The organism is Erythrobacter donghaensis (genome assembly GCF_001557325.1).
GTDB classification, from domain to species: domain Bacteria; phylum Pseudomonadota; class Alphaproteobacteria; order Sphingomonadales; family Sphingomonadaceae; genus Erythrobacter; species Erythrobacter donghaensis_B.
Map to the genome: position 1 here is coordinate 18,851 of NZ_LSJS01000222.1, position 15,628 is coordinate 34,478.

At 64.7% G+C, this 15,628-nt stretch carries 12 protein-coding genes and 1 tRNA gene; 4 read left to right on the forward strand and 9 right to left on the reverse strand.

All coding sequences use genetic code 11. The features are described 5' to 3' along the window. Window positions 1–39 precede the first annotated feature (39 nt). Both panC and AX692_RS13720 read left to right on the forward strand, forming a co-directional pair. A complete protein-coding gene (panC, locus tag AX692_RS13715; RefSeq protein WP_073974192.1) occupies window positions 40–906 on the forward strand; it encodes a pantoate--beta-alanine ligase in 867 nt (288 codons plus the stop codon). Between the two features lie 59 nt (window positions 907–965). Beyond that, window positions 966–1,039, forward strand: a tRNA-Gly gene (locus AX692_RS13720). Between the two features lie 47 nt (window positions 1,040–1,086). On the opposite strand, the gene AX692_RS13725 is transcribed toward AX692_RS13720, so the two are convergent. After that, window positions 1,087–1,710: a TetR/AcrR family transcriptional regulator gene (locus AX692_RS13725; protein WP_073974193.1), complete on the reverse strand. Its 624-nt coding sequence runs from the start codon at window positions 1,708–1,710 to the stop codon at window positions 1,087–1,089. 122 nt (window positions 1,711–1,832) lie between these two features. Between AX692_RS13725 and AX692_RS13730 the strand changes: the two genes are divergently transcribed. Further along, window positions 1,833–3,293, forward strand: a complete 1,461-nt coding sequence (locus AX692_RS13730) for an MFS transporter (RefSeq protein WP_230959502.1) — start codon at window positions 1,833–1,835, stop codon at window positions 3,291–3,293. A gap of 42 nt (window positions 3,294–3,335) precedes the next feature. On the opposite strand, the gene AX692_RS13735 is transcribed toward AX692_RS13730, so the two are convergent. The 5 genes from AX692_RS13735 to AX692_RS13755 form a co-directional block, all read right to left on the reverse strand. Continuing rightward, on the reverse strand, window positions 3,336–5,987 hold the full coding sequence (locus tag AX692_RS13735) for a TonB-dependent receptor (protein ID WP_073974194.1): 2,652 nt from the start codon (window positions 5,985–5,987) through the stop codon (window positions 3,336–3,338). A gap of 238 nt (window positions 5,988–6,225) precedes the next feature. Beyond that, window positions 6,226–7,899 (reverse strand): sulfatase, encoded by a 1,674-nt coding sequence (locus tag AX692_RS13740; RefSeq protein ID WP_196490095.1) that lies wholly within the window; start codon window positions 7,897–7,899, stop codon window positions 6,226–6,228. A gap of 101 nt (window positions 7,900–8,000) precedes the next feature. After that, a complete protein-coding gene (locus AX692_RS13745; RefSeq protein WP_073973970.1) occupies window positions 8,001–9,848 on the reverse strand; it encodes a flavin-containing monooxygenase in 1,848 nt (615 codons plus the stop codon). A 147-nt stretch (window positions 9,849–9,995) separates the two neighbouring features. Further along, complete coding sequence (locus AX692_RS13750; protein ID WP_073973971.1) at window positions 9,996–11,060, reverse strand: alpha/beta fold hydrolase; 1,065 nt, start codon at window positions 11,058–11,060, stop codon at window positions 9,996–9,998. Between the two features lie 36 nt (window positions 11,061–11,096). Then, window positions 11,097–11,501 carry a hypothetical protein gene (locus AX692_RS13755; RefSeq protein ID WP_155646995.1) on the reverse strand — a complete coding sequence of 135 codons (405 nt, stop codon included), beginning with the start codon at window positions 11,499–11,501 and terminating at the stop codon, window positions 11,097–11,099. Between the two features lie 194 nt (window positions 11,502–11,695). Here AX692_RS13755 and AX692_RS13760 point away from each other — a divergent pair, with 194 nt between their 5' ends. Next, the gene (locus tag AX692_RS13760) at window positions 11,696–12,109 is read left to right on the forward strand and encodes an EF-hand domain-containing protein (RefSeq protein ID WP_073973973.1); all 414 of its coding nucleotides are present in this window, start codon (window positions 11,696–11,698) and stop codon (window positions 12,107–12,109) included. Between the two features lie 104 nt (window positions 12,110–12,213). Here AX692_RS13760 and AX692_RS13765 read toward each other — a convergent pair whose 3' ends face one another. From AX692_RS13765 to AX692_RS13775, 3 genes are all read right to left on the reverse strand, one after another. After that, window positions 12,214–12,486, reverse strand: a complete 273-nt coding sequence (locus AX692_RS13765) for an EF-hand domain-containing protein (RefSeq protein ID WP_073973974.1) — start codon at window positions 12,484–12,486, stop codon at window positions 12,214–12,216. 68 nt (window positions 12,487–12,554) lie between these two features. After that, a complete protein-coding gene (locus AX692_RS13770) occupies window positions 12,555–13,631 on the reverse strand; it encodes an MBL fold metallo-hydrolase (RefSeq protein ID WP_230959503.1) in 1,077 nt (358 codons plus the stop codon). Window positions 13,632–13,791: 160 nt separating this feature from the next. Next, window positions 13,792–15,606 carry an arylsulfatase gene (locus AX692_RS13775; protein WP_081095336.1) on the reverse strand — a complete coding sequence of 605 codons (1,815 nt, stop codon included), beginning with the start codon at window positions 15,604–15,606 and terminating at the stop codon, window positions 13,792–13,794. Window positions 15,607–15,628: the final 22 nt, after the last annotated feature.

Here is a 15,628-nt window from a genome sequence, read left to right on the forward strand (position 1 = left end):
CGCTAGGGCGTGATTTCGTGTATCCTTGGAGGCCTGACGGTGCAAACGGTCAAGACACTGCAAATGTTGAGAACCGCTTTGGCACAGCTGCGTGGCGGTTCGGGGGCAAGGATCGCGCTGGTGCCGACCATGGGCGCGCTGCACGAAGGCCACCTCACGCTGGTGCGCCGCGCCAGGGCCGAGGCCGATCACGTGGTCGCCTCGATCTTCGTCAACCCGAAGCAGTTCGGCCCCAACGAGGATCTCGACGCCTATCCCCGCCAGCTCGCCGCGGACGCCGCGATGCTGGAGGCGGAAGGGGTTGCGCTGCTGTGGGCGCCTGACGTGACGGCAATGTATCCGCCCGGTTTCGCCACCAACGTGAGCGTCGCCGGGGTAAGCGAGGGCCTGTGCGGCGCCGCGCGTCCCGGTCATTTCGATGGCGTTGCGACCGTGGTGCTCAAGCTCTTCAACCAGGTCGCCCCCGACATGGCGTTCTTCGGCGAGAAGGATTTTCAGCAGCTTGCGGTGATCCGGGCGATGGCGCGCGACCTCGATCTTACCGCGCCCCACGTCGAGGCGATCATCGGGGTGCCGACGGTGCGCGAGGCGGACGGGCTCGCGATGTCGAGCCGCAACCGCTATCTGTCGCCCGAGGAGCGCGCCGCAGCAGCAGTGCTGCCGCGCGCGCTGGCGGATGCTGCGCAAACGATCACCGACGGGCTTCAACCGGTGTGGCTGGCGAAGGCGGTGGTAGAGGACGAGCTGCAGATTGCAGGCTTTCGCCTCGACTATATCGAGGTGGTCGATGCCGAAACCCTCGCGCCGATAGAGGCGCTGGCGGACCGCCCTGCGCGGATCCTCGTCGCTGCCCGGATCGGCGGGACGCGGCTGATCGACAACATGGCGATCAATCCTGCCGTTTGAGGCCCGCAAGTGATTGACGCGGCCGCGCCATCAATGGCATGGGCGCTGCCGAGCCCTGAGCGGGTATAGCTTAGTGGTAAAGCTCCAGCCTTCCAAGCTGGCTATGCGGGTTCGATTCCCGCTACCCGCTCCAGCCCTCCCCCTTTCGTCCCGATTGCCTGCGGCGGACGCACGCCCTGATCAGCCGATCCGCGCCCTGATATAGCCGGCCAGTGTGGTGGCCGCTTCGCTCACGGCGTGATCGGGTGCGATCTGCAAGCCGGCTTCCAGCTGGCGCGCATAGTCCGCCGCCTGCACAAGCGCGATCGAGAAGGCCTGGCGCAGGCGCGCGTTGACCACATTCTCGGGAATGTCGGACACGCACTCGACCACTTGAGCCCGCAGCAAGAGCAGGCTGGGCATCCCGTATTCGGTGACGAGCTCGAACAGGTTGAAGCGCGGATCGGACGAGAACTGGAGGCAGAACCTGACGTAGAGCCGCCCCTCCTCGTCGAGGCAGCAATCCATGAAGGGGGCGATCGCCGCCGCCATCAGCGCGACGAGCCGGCGCGCCGGATCGGGCTCATCGACCTTGGCGAGACGCAGGGCGCGCTCTGCTTCGATCGCCCTGTAGCGCTGGATGAAGACTTCCTTGATCAGCGTTTCGAGGTTGCCGAAGTGGTAATGCACCGCGCTCGGATTGCGGGCACCGGCAGCGCGGGTGATGTCCTTGACGGAGACCGTGCCCAATCCGCGCTCGGCGATGAGGCGCTGGGCGGACTGAAGCAGGGCGGTTCGCGTGTCGGAATGGGTGGGTTGGGGCATGGCTCTCGTGTCTAATATTGCACATTAATGCCGGACATGGGATATCACACCCGCAGGGGTGCCGCCAAGAACTGAACTGGTTCGCCCGGCCTGCAGCCAAAACGATCGGGGGGATACGACGCGTGTACAATCAAGCCGGTGCACCCGATCCCATCAACGAGACCACCGCCCCCCCGCCGCTGTCGCGGCCAACCAAGCTCGCCTTTGGCGTCGGCGCCATCGCTCCGGGGATCACAGCGGCCGCATTCGATTTCTTTCTGCTGATCTTCTACAGTCAGGTGGTCGGCCTCGACGCGCGGCTGGTCGGGTTGGCGATCCTGATCTCGCTGGTGTGCGATGCGATCAGCGATCCGATTGTAGGCTATTGGTCCGACAATCTGCGCTCGCGCTGGGGCCGGCGCCACCCGTTTCTCTATGCCTCGGCCATCCCGCTGGCGGCGAGTTACTACTTCCTGTGGACGCCGCCCGCGAATGCCAGCCAGACCGTGCTGTTCTGGTACCTCGTGACGCTGGCCGTGATCGTGCGGACCGCGATCACCTTCTACCGCACCCCCGCGAGCGCGCTCGTGCCCGAATTGACGCCGGACTATCACGAGCGGACCGCGCTCTACAGCCTGCGCTATTCCCTTGCGTGGGTGGGCGGCAATGCGGTGTCGGTCTGGGCCTTTGCCGTGTTGTTCCCGATGTTCGTGACCGCCGCCATTGCCGACGGGCGCTTCAACCGCGATGCCTATCCGATCTATGGTCTCGTCGGGGCGCTGGCGATCCTGCTGTCGATCCTCGTGAGCGCGCTCGGCACCCACACGCGAATTCCCTATTTGAAGTCGGCTCCTGCGCCACGCAGACTGACCATCGGCGTCATTTTCGGCGAGTTGATCGAGACGCTGTCAAACCGCTCCTTCCTGTCGCTGTTCATCGCCGCGATGCTGGCGGCGATCGCAGGCGGGCTGGCTGCCGGTCTCTCGCTCTATTTCCTCACCTACTTCTGGGGCTTCGACGAGCGCCAGACCGGCGCGATCTTCATCGGCACCTTTGTCGCTGCGGGCATCGGGCTGGTTCTCGCACCCTTCGTCTCGCGCAAACTGGGCAAGAAGCGTGGCGCGATCATCGTTGGCCTGCTGGCCTTCGTCGGCGCGCCGGTGCCCATCATCCTGCGGCTGCTCGACCTGCTGCCGCCCAACGGGACGCCCTTCATCTTCTGGTTCGTCACGATCACCAACATCCTCGATATCGGGCTGATCATCTGCTTCCAGATCCTGTTCGCATCGATGCTCGCCGATCTGGTGGAGGACAGCGAATTGCAGACCGGCCGGCGATCCGAGGGCGTCTTCATTGCCGCCGAGACCTTCATCGACAAGGCCGTGCGCGGTCTCGGAGTGATGGCGGCAACGACGATCCTGACGCTCGCCGGCGTCTCGCCGGGCGCCAAGCCGGAGGACGTCAGCGCCGACGCCGTCTGGCGGATGGGGGCCTATTACGTGCCGCTCGTGCTGGCACTCTGGATCGCGATGATTGCGGTCATCGCCACATACCGGATCGATCGTGCCACCCACGAGGAAAACCTCAGGAAGCTGGGTTCCTGAGGTTTTCGTGGAGCCGGAGCCGAATGGGCTTCGGCGCAGCGGCTAGAACGACTTGCGGAGCGTCACCCCGTAAGTGCGCGGCTGATTGGGTGCGCCGTTGATCGTGCCCGCCTGTGCCAGGGCGGGCGAGGCGAAGACGATATGCTGATCGTCGAGCAGGTTGCGTGCCCACAAGGACACCGCAAAATCCCCGGCAGTCCTGATCCCGACCGACATGTTCACGAGGTTCTGCTCGCGCGAAAAGCCGCTGCCCACCAGCCGGGCTGCCTCGTTCGGATCGTCGAGGAACGGCGAATTGCCGATATGCTGCCAATCGGCCCGCACGAAGGCGTCGAGGCTGCCGATGGTGAAATTGTAGTTCGAACCGAGCGTGAACTGGGTCTCCGCCACACCTTGCGGCTGCTGCCCGGAGATGTCGATGCCGGGGCCGAAATTGGGGAAGCTGTCATAGACCGGATCGAGAAAGGTCGCGCCGCCGATGAAGAACAGTCCGTCGAGCGGGCTCCAGCGGAAATCGACCTCGACGCCGAAGGTCGATTGCTCGGCCGCATTGGCGAACACGAAGCCGTTCTGCGTGAACACGGTGGTCTGGAAATTCTTCAGGGTCTGATCGAAGACCGTGAGGGTGAAGGCAAAGTTGTCGAAGGTGCCCTTGACCCCCAGCTCATAGACCTCGGCGTCCTCGGGCGAGGCCACGCGTGTCCCGGGCAGGAGATTTGTCGAGTAAAGTCCCGCACCGGCAATCGGCGAAGCTGGCGTCGCCCGCAGAACCTGCCGCGTGACCGGATCGACCACCGGATTGCCGGGAACAAGGATCGCGGCCGGTGGCCTGCTCTGCCGCGACAGGTTCCACGAACTCGCCTTGAAGCCCGTCGCATAGGAGGCATAGACGCTGATCTGGTCGGTCAGCTCATAGGCGAGGCGGGCGGTGAAATCGGTGCTGTTGTCGCGCGATTGTCCGTCTTCCACCGCATTGGGGAGATTGACGAAGGGCGGGAAGAACTGCAGCGCCCGCAAGCCATTGAATGGGTTACCGGTGCCAAGCGCGGTCGCCAGGGCCTGCTGCTGGAGCTGCGCATAGATGGCCGGATTGGCGGCGACGAACGGCCCCACCGATGCCGGATTCTGCAAGTTCACGCCGCGCGCCGCCAGCAGGTTCCTGAGCGTGGCGTTGTAGCCGAGCTGGTCAAGATTGACCGCAGCCAGCGCATCGGTGCTGAGCGCGGTGACCGAAACGTCCTTGCGATCTTCGGTGTAGCTGAGCCCGAAAGTGGCGGTAAGGCGGTCGGTGAGATGCACGTCGATATTGCCGAAGACCGACCAGGCGGTGTTGTCCTGCTCGCTCCTCTCCGAAATGCCTTGTCCGGGTGCGGCAAAGGTGCCGGCCGGCACCCCGGCAGCGGCCTCGAATGTGGCAACCTGCGTGGGGTTGCCGAGCAGCGCGCCTAGATAGGGCCGGAAATCCGTGCCATAGAACAGGTCGTTGCCGGACTGGAGCCGCTCATCGAAATAGAAGCCCCCGATCATCCAGTCGAACAGCTTGCCCGTGCCATTGGACTGCAGCCGGATTTCCTGCGTGAAGGTCTCGATTTCCGATTGGCCGCTATTGGTCGAAAACAATCGGAGGCTGGTCGCGTCGGGATCGAACTGGGAAGCGACGTCGTTGCGGCGATAGGCGGTGATGCTGGTCAGCGTCGCGAAGTCGAAGTCGATATCACCCTCGAGTGATACGCCGTAGTTCTCGATCCTGTTGCTCGGCACGATGTCGTAGAACACGTTGTACGAAAACGGGTCTTCCGAGACGAATTGCCCGCCCAGCGCGCGGATGCTGGCGCCGGTCGGCCCCTCGACCAGATTGGTGAGGATACAGCAATTCTCGTCGATCTCGTCATAGTCTGCGATCAGGCGGAAACTGACATCGAGCGAGGGTTCCCACAGGATATCGCCGCGGATGCCCCGACGGTCGCGCTCGTTGTATTCGGCTCCCGTTCCGAGATCCTCGACATATCCGTCGCGCCGGTTGAAATTGCCGCCCAGCGCCACGGCCACGGTGTTGGTGACGGGGCCCGTGATATAGGCTTCGAAGCGATGCAGGCCGTAGTTGCCGAGGCTCGTTTCAAGATGGCCGCCCCATTCGAACTGCGGCTTTCGCGTGGTCACGGAGATCACGCCCACCGAGGCGTTCTTGCCGAACAGGGTCGATTGGGGGCCGCGCAGAACCTCGACCCGCTCGAGGTTCGGCAGGTCGGAGATCGAGGCGGCCGAGCGCGAGCGATAAACGCCGTCGATGAACACCCCGACCGAGGGTTCGAGCCCGATGGCGTTCTGGCCGTTGCCGAAGCCACGGATGAAGAAGTTGGTGTTGCCCGAAGTCTGGCCCTGCCGGATGGCGAGCGAGGGAACCAGCGTCTGGAGGTCGAGCAGGTCCTGGATTTCGGCCTGCTCGATTGCCTCCGCCTCCACCACGGAAACCGCGATCGGCGTGTCCTGCAAGGTCTCCTCGCGCTTGTTCGCGGTGACCACGATGTCCCCGACGCGCGGGGACGAGACGGCAGTTTCTTCCTGATCGGCCTCCGGCTGATCCTGCGCGTGTGCCGGCGCGCTCAATCCGAGCAGTACAGCCGGCAGCGCCGTGCCTGCAGACAGCGCCACCTTGAACCGGTGCGCGAGATGCCGATTGGTTGTCCTTGCCATAAATCCCCTCCCTTCAGGCAGCGCCAGGCTCCAGCCCCCAGTCTACTGCGATGCATTAATGTGAAAGATTATTGATGGATCCGCAAGGAGAGATTTGCACCCGCACAGCGAGGGCCTTCGAGCGATCAAACGGGCATGCGCAGGAGCGCCCGGAGGCCCGGGATGGGGCGCACTGAAGCCTTGCTTGCGCGAAGATCTCTAGGGCGAGGCAGATCAAGGGGAGCGGGGGACGCTGGCCCTAATTGGGCCAGATCACGTATTCGTCGCCTGGAAGAGCCTTCTGCGCCTCGGTCTTGTCAACCATGACCGGGCTGGCGAGCTTGAAGGGGTATAGCGGCTTGACCGCATCCTTGCGATGCGCGGCCAGCAGTTGCGTGAGCTCGGCGACCTTGTCGGGCCGCTTTCGGGCGAGATTGGTCTTTTCGGTGGGGTCCGCGGCCAGATCGAACAGCCATGTCTTCTTGCGCGTGCCGTCGATCTGCAGCTTCCAGTCGCCAGCGCGCACCACCTGATAGGCACCCGATTGCCAGAAGATCGCATTATTCGGTCGCGAGAACGCGCCGGCGCCGGTCGCGAGCGGCAGCATGTCACGCCCATCGATGATGCGATCGGCGGGCAGGGGCACGCCGGCCGCCGAGGCCAGGGTCGGCAGGACATCGATATGCGCGACCGGGGTGTCGATCCGAGTCCCGGGCTTGATGGCTTTGGGCCAACGCACGAACATCGGCACCCGGATCCCGCCTTCGAACAGCGTGATTTTCCAGCCGCGATAGGGTGCGTTGATATCGGGCAGGCCGACATAGCCCGCCCCGCCATTGTCGCTGCTGAGCACCACGATGGTGTTGTCGGCAAGCCCCTCCTCGTCGAGTTTCGCCATGATCCGCCCGACGCTGCGATCGAGCGCGCGCACCATCGCGGCATAGACCCGCAGGCGATGCGGCTTGATGTCGCCGACCGCCTCGAAGTCCTCCCGGGTGGCCTGGAGCGGCGTGTGGACGCCCCAATGGGCCATGTAGAGGAAGAACGGCCGGTTGCGGTTGGCTTCGATCACCTTCAATGACTGGTCGGTCCACCAATCGGTGATGTAGCCGCCCGGCTCGAACGGCTTGCTCCCGTTGAACGTCGCGGCGAATTGCAGCTTTGCCCAGAAGAACTTGTCGATCGGATCGAAATCGAGCTTGGCGTTGACGACGTTGGGATCGTCTTCCGGGAGATACATGCCATTGTGCATGTTCAGGCTCTCGTCGAAGCCTTGCGCATTGGCCTTGAACTCGGCTGCCTCGCCAAGGTGCCACTTGCCGATGTGGACGGTGTGGTAGCCCTTGGTCTTGAGCAGTTCGGCGATAGTGACTTCCGAGCCGGGGAGCCCCTGATTCTTGAAGGGCATCTTTTCTTCGTCGAACTCGGGATTGAACACGGTCGGCGGCAAGGCGCCGCGATCCATGCCGGCAGCGAAGATCGGCAGCGCCTTGGCCATGCCATCCGGGATCGGGGTGAATTCGAACCCGGTGCGGGTGGGATAGCGACCCGTCATCAGCATCGCGCGCGAGGGCGCGCAGGTCGAAGTGCCGGAATAGGCCTGATTGAAGATGGCGCCCTGGCTCGCGAGCTTGTCGATGTTCGGAGTGGGCACCCGGCCGCCGGCAACCCCGCCGCCGAAGGTGGAGAGATCATTGTAGCCGAAATCGTCGAACAGGATGAACACCACGTTGGGGGGGCGTTCGGAGACGGGCGCATCGGCGGTGGCCGGGCCCTGATCCCACACGACCTCTCTTGTGGGCTCGACATTTTCCTTGGTCGCCTCGATCCGGCGCATCAGCAGCGCGGTCATGATCGCGTTGCGGTTGAACCAGCCGACCGCGCCGCCGATGACGACCACGGCCAGCACGGCGATCAGGATCTTTCTCAGCATCGTTTCCCCCACCGCGGCGACGTCGCCATCAAGGTCTAATGCAATCAATTATCGCGCACAAGGCAAGGCGGCCCCCATCGGCCAGTCGCCCTGCGGCCGTCTCACTTGCTGAAGACAAGGCCCCGATAGGTGCCGGAGCGCCGCCACGCATCGATGTGCTTGAAGTAGCCCTCGGCCCCGCCCGGATGGCCCTGCGACTGGCGGAACTCCTTGCTCCAGCCCTGACCTTCATTGTTCCAGAAGCCGGGCGTGCAATCGGTCGAGGCAATCAGCGAGCCCTGCCCGGTCAGGATCAGATCGACCCATTGCGAAACCGCCTCCTCGGTCGGCTCGACCTCGGCATAGCCATGGCTCTCGGCATAGGCGATCACCTGCGCCACCGTCTTGGCGTGATCGACGATATTGTGCGGGATGTTGGTCACCATGTTGGCGGCCTGGTTCATCTGCACCATGAAGGCGTTGGGAAAGCCGGGGACGTGGAGGCCGTGCAGGGTGCGCAGGCCCTCGGCCCAGTATTGCGACAATAGCTGGCCGCCCCGACCCTTGATATCGAAGCCCGTCTTCATCTGGAAGTTGGCCCCGAATTCGAAGCCCGATGCATAGACAATGCAATCGACCTCGTAGTGCTTGCCGCCGACCATCAGCCCGGTTTCGGTGATGCTTTCGACACCCTTTCCGTCGGTGTCCACCAGCGTGACGTTGGGCGAGTTGAAAGCATCGAGATATTCGTCGCTGAAGCAGGGTCGCTTGCACAGCTGCGAATACCACGCCTTGAGATGCTCGGCGGTCTCCGCGTCCTTGACGACCGCATCGACCCGCGCGCGGATTTCCTCCATCTTCTCGATATCGGCATCCTCGATCGCGGCCAGGATCTTCTCCGGGCTCATCTGGCGCGGGGGACGCCCCAGCGCGCCCGCGATCCGCGTCGCCAGCCTGGCGAGCCACACCGGCCGGCCATCCAGAACCTTCTCGCGGATGCGCCGCGAGATCGCGGTCCAGCCATCGTCGATCAGATCCTCCGACGGCAAACCGCGCCCGACATTGTCGACGAAATTGTCCATCCAGCGCTTCTGCCAGCCCGGCTTGGCAATTTGCGCGAACCACTGCGGATCGATGGGGTGATTGCCGCGCACATCGACCGATGACGGGGTGCGCTGGAAAACGAACAGCTGGCCGGCGGTCCTAGCGACCTGCGGGATGCACTGGACCCCGGTCGCGCCGGTGCCGATCACGGCCACCCGCTTGTCCGCAAGCCTCTCCATCGGCGCACCGAAAGCATCGCCGCCGGTATAGTCGTAATCCCACCGGCTGGTGTGGAACTGCTTGCCCTTGAAGGCCTCGATCCCGGGGATCCCCGGCAGCTTGGCGACGTGCAGCGGGCCGGTGCCCATGCCGAGATACTTGGCGGTAAAATCGTCGCCGCGGTTGGTGGTGATGCGCCACAACCGGGCGTCTTCCTGCCATTCCACCGAGGCGATTTCGGTGTGGAACAGGGCCTTGTCATACAGGCCGTAATGCTTCGCGATCCGCTCGCAATGGCCGAGAATCTCGTGACCGGGCACGTATTTCTCGCTCGGCATGTAGCCGGTTTCCTCGAGCAGCGGCAGGTAGATCATCGCCGCCGTATCGCAGCGCACGCCGGGATAGCGGTTCCAGTACCAGGTGCCGCCGACGCCGCCCGCCTTGTCGATCAGGCGAACGCTTTCGATCCCAGCCTCTTTCAGCCGTGCCGCCGTGACCAGGCCGGACATGCCTGCGCCGATGAAGGCGAAGGTGACATGGTCGGTGACCGGATCGCGGGGAACGAAGGGCGTGTGCGGATCGACTGCGAAATCCGCGAACTTGCCGGAGAGGCGCTGGTATTGCTCGTTGCCTTCGGGCCGCAGCCGCTTGGCGCGTTCGGCCGCGTATTTCTGCCTGATGGCTTCCTTGTCGAGCACGGTGGTCATGAAATCGCCTCTCGCTTGTCATGCGCGACGAGGGGCACCCGGCAGCGCACCCATAAGTGACGCGCGCCGACCCGCTTTGTCGCAATCTAATATATTGCATTAACTAACAACTGCACCCGGCCCGGGCAAGCGCTTTGTGCCGTGACGCTACTCGGCAGCCGCGGCGGCTGCCTGCGGTCCGCCCTTCCGGACCTGGTCGAACACGCGCAGCACTGCCTCTGCGATCACCTCGGGAACCTCTTCCTGCAGGAAATGCCCAGCCGATGTCTCGGTAACCCGTGCGTTGGGAAAGTTCTCGAGCATCGCGGGCACCGCGCTGCCGAGGATGGGATCGTTGATGCCCCAGACGATCTCGACCGGCACATCGAGCCCGCGCACGAAGGGAACCAGCGCGCGCATCACCGGGGTGCTCGGATGATCGGGACCGTCGGGCACCATCCGCATCATCGCCAGCGGCGCCTTGTGGTTGCCGCTTTCGCGCACCGGGCGGGCATAGAGATCCTTGACCGCCTGCGGCATCGAGGCGGGATCGTGCTGCGGGCGGTGCAGGCCCCTGAAGATCGCGGTGCGGACATTCCCCAGGAACTCGCCGACAATCGGGGTCTTCATCAGGTCATGAATCCTGGAAAGGCTGGTCTTGACCTCGGTCACGCGGATCGCGGTGTTCATGATGACGACGCCCTTGACCATGCCGGGCGACAGCGCCAGCGCGCCGATGCCGATCGGGCCGCCCCAGTCCTGCCCGACATAGATCGCCTGCTCGAGCCCGAGCTGCCGCAGCGCCGCGTTGATCCAGCGGTTGTGGTTCGCCGCGGTGTGCATGCTGACCGGCACCTTGGACGAGAAACCGAGCCCGACCAGCGTCGGCATGATCACCCGCACCCGGTCAAGCGGGAGATGTTCGACGACCTTGCGATAGAGGAAGCCCGAGGTTGGATTGCCGTGCTGCATGAAGATCGGATAGCCCTCCCCGACTTCGAGCATGTGCACCTTGATGCCCGGTTCGACCTCGATGAGATAGCTCTTGTAATCCGGGGTCACGAATTTCTGCGCGTAGTCGGGCAGCGGGAAACCCTCGAACGTGCCCGAGGCCGAAGTGACCTTGCCCACCCCGCTAGGGGTGACGATCGACCCGTCTCGAGTGATCGCGAATGCGCCCGCTACCGCTGCAGCGCCCAGCGCGCCCGCGCCGATCAGGATTGTCTCAACCATGCCTTGCTCCCGCTTGATCGTCTCGACCCTGCGCCGTCAGTGCGCCTGTTGGCCGACTTGGGGCGTTTGGCGCGCTGCGAGGTAGAGCAGGCCCACGAACGCCAGTTCCGGAATGACGCGCTCGGGATGAACCGGCGCGCCGTGGAGCAGGGTCGCGGCTATCCGGCCCAGCGCAAAGAACCCGAACAGCATCATCGCCGGGTAGAACCACACACGTTCCTTGCGGATCAGGCCAAGCGCCAGGCAGACCGCGATGGTCAGCGCCCAACTGGCCGAGTGGCCGGTCAGAGAGCTCAGCCCCAGCCCGCTGTCGGGAAACCGGTAGCCGAAGAAGGCCGCGGCGCGATCCGGGTTCGTCATCGTGCGGATACCCAGAAACCCGAACAGGATCGCCAGCACCACCGGCGGCACGCGAACCGCCCATTTCAGAACCTTTGCCATCATTCATCCCGTTCGATTGGCCCGACGTCGGATCGGGCTCTCGCGGATTAATATGAGACATTACGGCGTGTCGGGCAATCGCTAATTCTTGCAAGGCGGGCAATTGCGGTACCCCTTGCCCGAATAATGTATTCGATTAATGATGCACATCAGCCGCAGCAAGCCAGTGTCGGCGATTCGAACGGAGCATGCCCATGCACAAACCCATCCGCATTCTTGCCGCAGCCGCTCTGGCTTGCGCCGCATTCCCGGTCGCCGCCCAGCCCTCGGCGGAGCAGCTCGAAAAGGTCCGCAACATTCTCACCGAAGCCGACGCAAACGGCGATGGCAGGGTCACCCGCCGTGAATATGACGCGCACCGCGACGACATCTTCGCCAAGCTCGATCGCAACGGCAACGGCGTGGCGAGCGAGGAAGACGCGCCCAAGATCCGGATCGCCAGGAAGAAGTTCACCGAAAAGCTCGAACAGGTGCTGGCGATGGCCGACAAGAACGGCGACGGATTGCTGTCGCGCGCCGAATGGGACAAGCCCGAGCGCGATATCTTCGCCCTGATCGATCAGGACGAGGACGGCGTAATCATCCTCGCTGACCTGCCAGTGCTCTGATTATCCCGGCCCTGCGAAACCCGGAGCCGTGCCACGAAACCGCTTGCCATTGCTGATCGGGACGCGCCGCACCACCTGTCGGCGCGTCCCGATCGCTTCAGCCCCTACTTGTAGCGGGCGTCCAACTGCGCCTTGAGCTGGGCGAAGGTCACGTAGCCATCCTTGTCGGTGTCGATCGTCTTGAAGTTGGCAACGACCCGCGTCATTCCGCCGTCCTTGGCTTCCTGCAGGCTGAGCTTGCCATCGCCGTTCTTGTCAGCCGCCTTGAACTTCGAGGTCAGGTGCGACAACGCCATGTCGTAGCTCTGGGCATGGGCTGCGGGGGCAAGGGCCAGCGAAGCCGCTGCGAGCGCTGCAATCCGGTACATCGTTTTCATCGGTCATTCTCCTTCAGGGGGGTCAGGGGCGGGGAAAGCCCAAAGGCGGCAGCGGATCAGCCGCTGCGTCATATCAACCGACTTCGGTCGATCGTCTTGCTGCCGGTGGGCAGCGAGAACATCATGCCGTCCTCGCCGACCACGATCGGGCCGGAAAAGCGGCTTTCGGCATCGCCGAGGAAGGCGGCGTAGAGCCACCGGCTCGGCAAGGGCGGGACGAGATGGCTCAGCACCAGCATCCCGGCCCCTGCGGCCTGCGCGCTTTCGGCGGCCTCCTCGGGCGAGGTGTGGTAATCCTGAATGTCGTGCATGATCTTCGCCGCGCCGCCCTGGCCGTCCGCTCCCGCCGCCGCTTCCATCTTCTGGACCAGCCCGGGGTTCAGCGCCTCGTGCACGAGGATGTCGACGCCCTTGCACACGGCTTCGAGATTGGGCGATTTCTTGGTGTCGCCGCTGATGCACAGCGAGCGTCCCTTGTAGTCGAAGCGGTAGCCGACCGAGGGCTTGATCGGATCATGGTTGACCGTGAAGGCGGTGATCTTCAGCCCGTCACGCTCGAGCACCACCGTCGTCGGGCCGGTCATTTCGAACGGGCGCGCGATGCCGCCCGCGCCGCTCGGCGGGACGACCGCGGTGCCGTGGTGCGCGATGCGATAGGTGTTGTCGGTCGCGTAGGCCGCGTTGAACCCGCCCACGATCGCCTCGACCCCGCTCGGGCCATAGACCGGGAGCGGCGCGGTGCTCGATCCGCGGGTCCAGTGGAACAGCATCAGCGGGCCGAAGCCGTCGATATGGTCGGAATGGAAATGCGTCAGCAGCAGTCCGTCGGCCTTGCCGGGGCTTAGCCCCATGACATTGAGCGTCTCGGCCCCGCCCTCGCCGATGTCGACCACGAACATCTGCTTGCCGGCGATGACCACGTTGCAGGGGCCTGCGCGGTCGAGATTGGGCATGGGAGAGCCGGTGCCGCACAACCCTACGTGAAGGCCATCACCCAAGGCGGCGAGGTTGTCGACGCCCATGCGCTGCGCCGTGCCGCGCTCGAACAGCCAAACGCCGATGCGCGCCTGAAATGCGTAAACCGCCACGCCGCCGATGAGAACGATGGCGAGTGCCGTCAGTCCGATCCTTTTCAACCAGGTCACGATTCGGCTCCTTCCATCCGGGCAGCGTGCAAGCTTGGGCCACCTCATAGTGCCGCGAACTAATACCATGCATTAACGAGCAATCAAGAACCGTACAAAAGCGCCCAGCGTCGCCAGAGGCCGGGCGGCTGGCGTGGCTCCAACGCCCAACGCCGCCGGATCATGCGCCGGGGCGGCGAAACACCCGGCGCAGCAGCCTGATCAGGCCCCAGACGACCAGCCCGGCCAGCAGCGCCAATCCCGCCATCACACCGTAGAGCCAGGGATAGTTCGCGAGCATCTGAACGATGTTGTTTTTGGCGGTCTGCTTCACCGAGTCGTAACCCTCGGGCATCGCCAGCACGCCCACGCGCTCGGCATAGGCGTCATACTCGGCCACCATGTCGGTCAGGAGCTGAGGCCGGGCCACGCTGAGATCGGTGGTTTCTCCGGGGTCGCGGGCGAGATCGAACAGCCGCCAGCGGCCATCGCCCAAGGGAAGCACGCTGCGGGTGATCTTGAAATCGCCGCGGTAGAGCGCGGTGTTGCCCGATACCTCGATCACCCGCACCTCGTGCTTGGCATAGGCGCTCGTCGCCTTCCCGGCGAGGACGGGGAGCAGGCTGCGTCCGGTGACGGGGCGGGCACCCTGATCGTCACTGCCGAGCGGCGCGCCGATCCATTCGAGCAGCGTGGGGGCGATGTCGGTCATCATCGCCGGGCTGTCGATGCGCGCCGCCTCGAGGCCCGGACCGGCGATGACCAGCGGAACGCGCACGCCGCCCTCGGTGGCGTAGAACTTGAACCAAGCGCCTGGCGTTGCGGTGGCTGCCGCCCATTCGGGGCCGATAAAGCCCCAGCTCCCGCGCCCGCCCATGCCCTCGAGCCCGACGTGATAGCCGGCCACACGGTGCCAGGCGCCGAGCGAGGCATTGTCGTCGCCGCGCGAGGGTTCGGGCCCGTTGTCCGAGGCAAGCACGAAGATTGTGTTGTCATACTGGCCACTGGCCTTGAGGTGATCGATCAGGCGCCCGACATTGGCATCCATCGCCTCGAGCATCGCGGCATGCACCTCCATGCGCGCGGCATAGAGTGCGCGATCCTGGTCGCTCAGGTCGCTCCAGCTGCGATAGCCCGGCGGCAGGTCCGCCATCGCCGCGCCCGGCGGCACTAGCCCGAGCGCCTCGGCGCGCTGCTGCCGCTCGCGCCGCAACACGTCCCAGCCCGCGTCATAACGGCCCTTGTACTTGGCGATCAGCTCCGCCGGGGCCTGCACCGGGATGTGAACCGCCTGAAACGGCAGATAGGCGAAGAACGGCTTCGATGGGTCGGTCTCGCGCAAATAGGCGATCATCTTGTCGACGATGAAGCGCGAGGAATAGAAGTTGTCGGGCAGATCGGCCTCGACCCCGTCCTCGTACCAGGGCGCGTCCTTGTAATAGGGGATGTAGGCCTTCTTCTCCCAGTTATCCGCCCCCGATGCGGCGAGCGCGAAGGAGCGATCAAAGCCGTGTGCTTGCGGCATCGCCCCGGCCTCTTCCCCCAGGTGCCACTTGCCGACCATCAGCGTGCGATAGCCCAGCTTGCGCAGGCGATCGGCCAGCGTGAGCACGCCGGGCTCGAGCGCCATGGTATAGCCCGGCCTGCCGCGCTGCTCGCTCGGGAGCACCTCGGGGATCGTCGCGAAACCGGTCAGGTGGTTGTCCATCCCGGTGAGCAGCATGGCGCGCGAGGGCGAGCACAGCGGGGAGGCGCGGAACTGCGTGAACATCGCGCCGCGCGCGGCGAGGGCATCCATGTTGGGCGTGTGCGCTTCCCCGCCAAAGGCGCCGAAATCCATGAGCCCTGCATCATCGGCAAGGATCACGACGACATTGGGGCGGGGCCGAGCCGTGTCCGCGGACGTGGCCGGCGGAACAGCCGCGCCGGTGAGCAGCGCAGCCGCCAATACCGCCGCCAGCACGCCATACCTCGCCGGTGCCCGCAATCTCCGCATCGCTCTCCCCCGCCGTCATCGA

Bases quoted from the DNA above. Each gene is read 5' to 3' on its own strand.
- AX692_RS13760 (WP_073973973.1), top strand. From the start codon at position 11,696: ATGCACAAACCCATCCGCATTCTTGCCGCAGCCGCTCTGGCTTGCGCC.
- AX692_RS13745 (WP_073973970.1), bottom strand. From the start codon at position 9,848: ATGACCACCGTGCTCGACAAGGAAGCCATCAGGCAGAAATACGCGGCC.
- AX692_RS13775 (WP_081095336.1), bottom strand. From the start codon at position 15,606: ATGCGGAGATTGCGGGCACCGGCGAGGTATGGCGTGCTGGCGGCGGTA.
- AX692_RS13755 (WP_155646995.1), bottom strand. From the start codon at position 11,501: ATGGCAAAGGTTCTGAAATGGGCGGTTCGCGTGCCGCCGGTGGTGCTG.
- AX692_RS13725 (WP_073974193.1), bottom strand. From the start codon at position 1,710: ATGCCCCAACCCACCCATTCCGACACGCGAACCGCCCTGCTTCAGTCC.
- AX692_RS13735 (WP_073974194.1), bottom strand. From the start codon at position 5,987: ATGGCAAGGACAACCAATCGGCATCTCGCGCACCGGTTCAAGGTGGCG.
- AX692_RS13765 (WP_073973974.1), bottom strand. From the start codon at position 12,486: ATGAAAACGATGTACCGGATTGCAGCGCTCGCAGCGGCTTCGCTGGCC.
- AX692_RS13740 (WP_196490095.1), bottom strand. From the start codon at position 7,899: ATGCTGAGAAAGATCCTGATCGCCGTGCTGGCCGTGGTCGTCATCGGC.
- AX692_RS13750 (WP_073973971.1), bottom strand. From the start codon at position 11,060: ATGGTTGAGACAATCCTGATCGGCGCGGGCGCGCTGGGCGCTGCAGCG.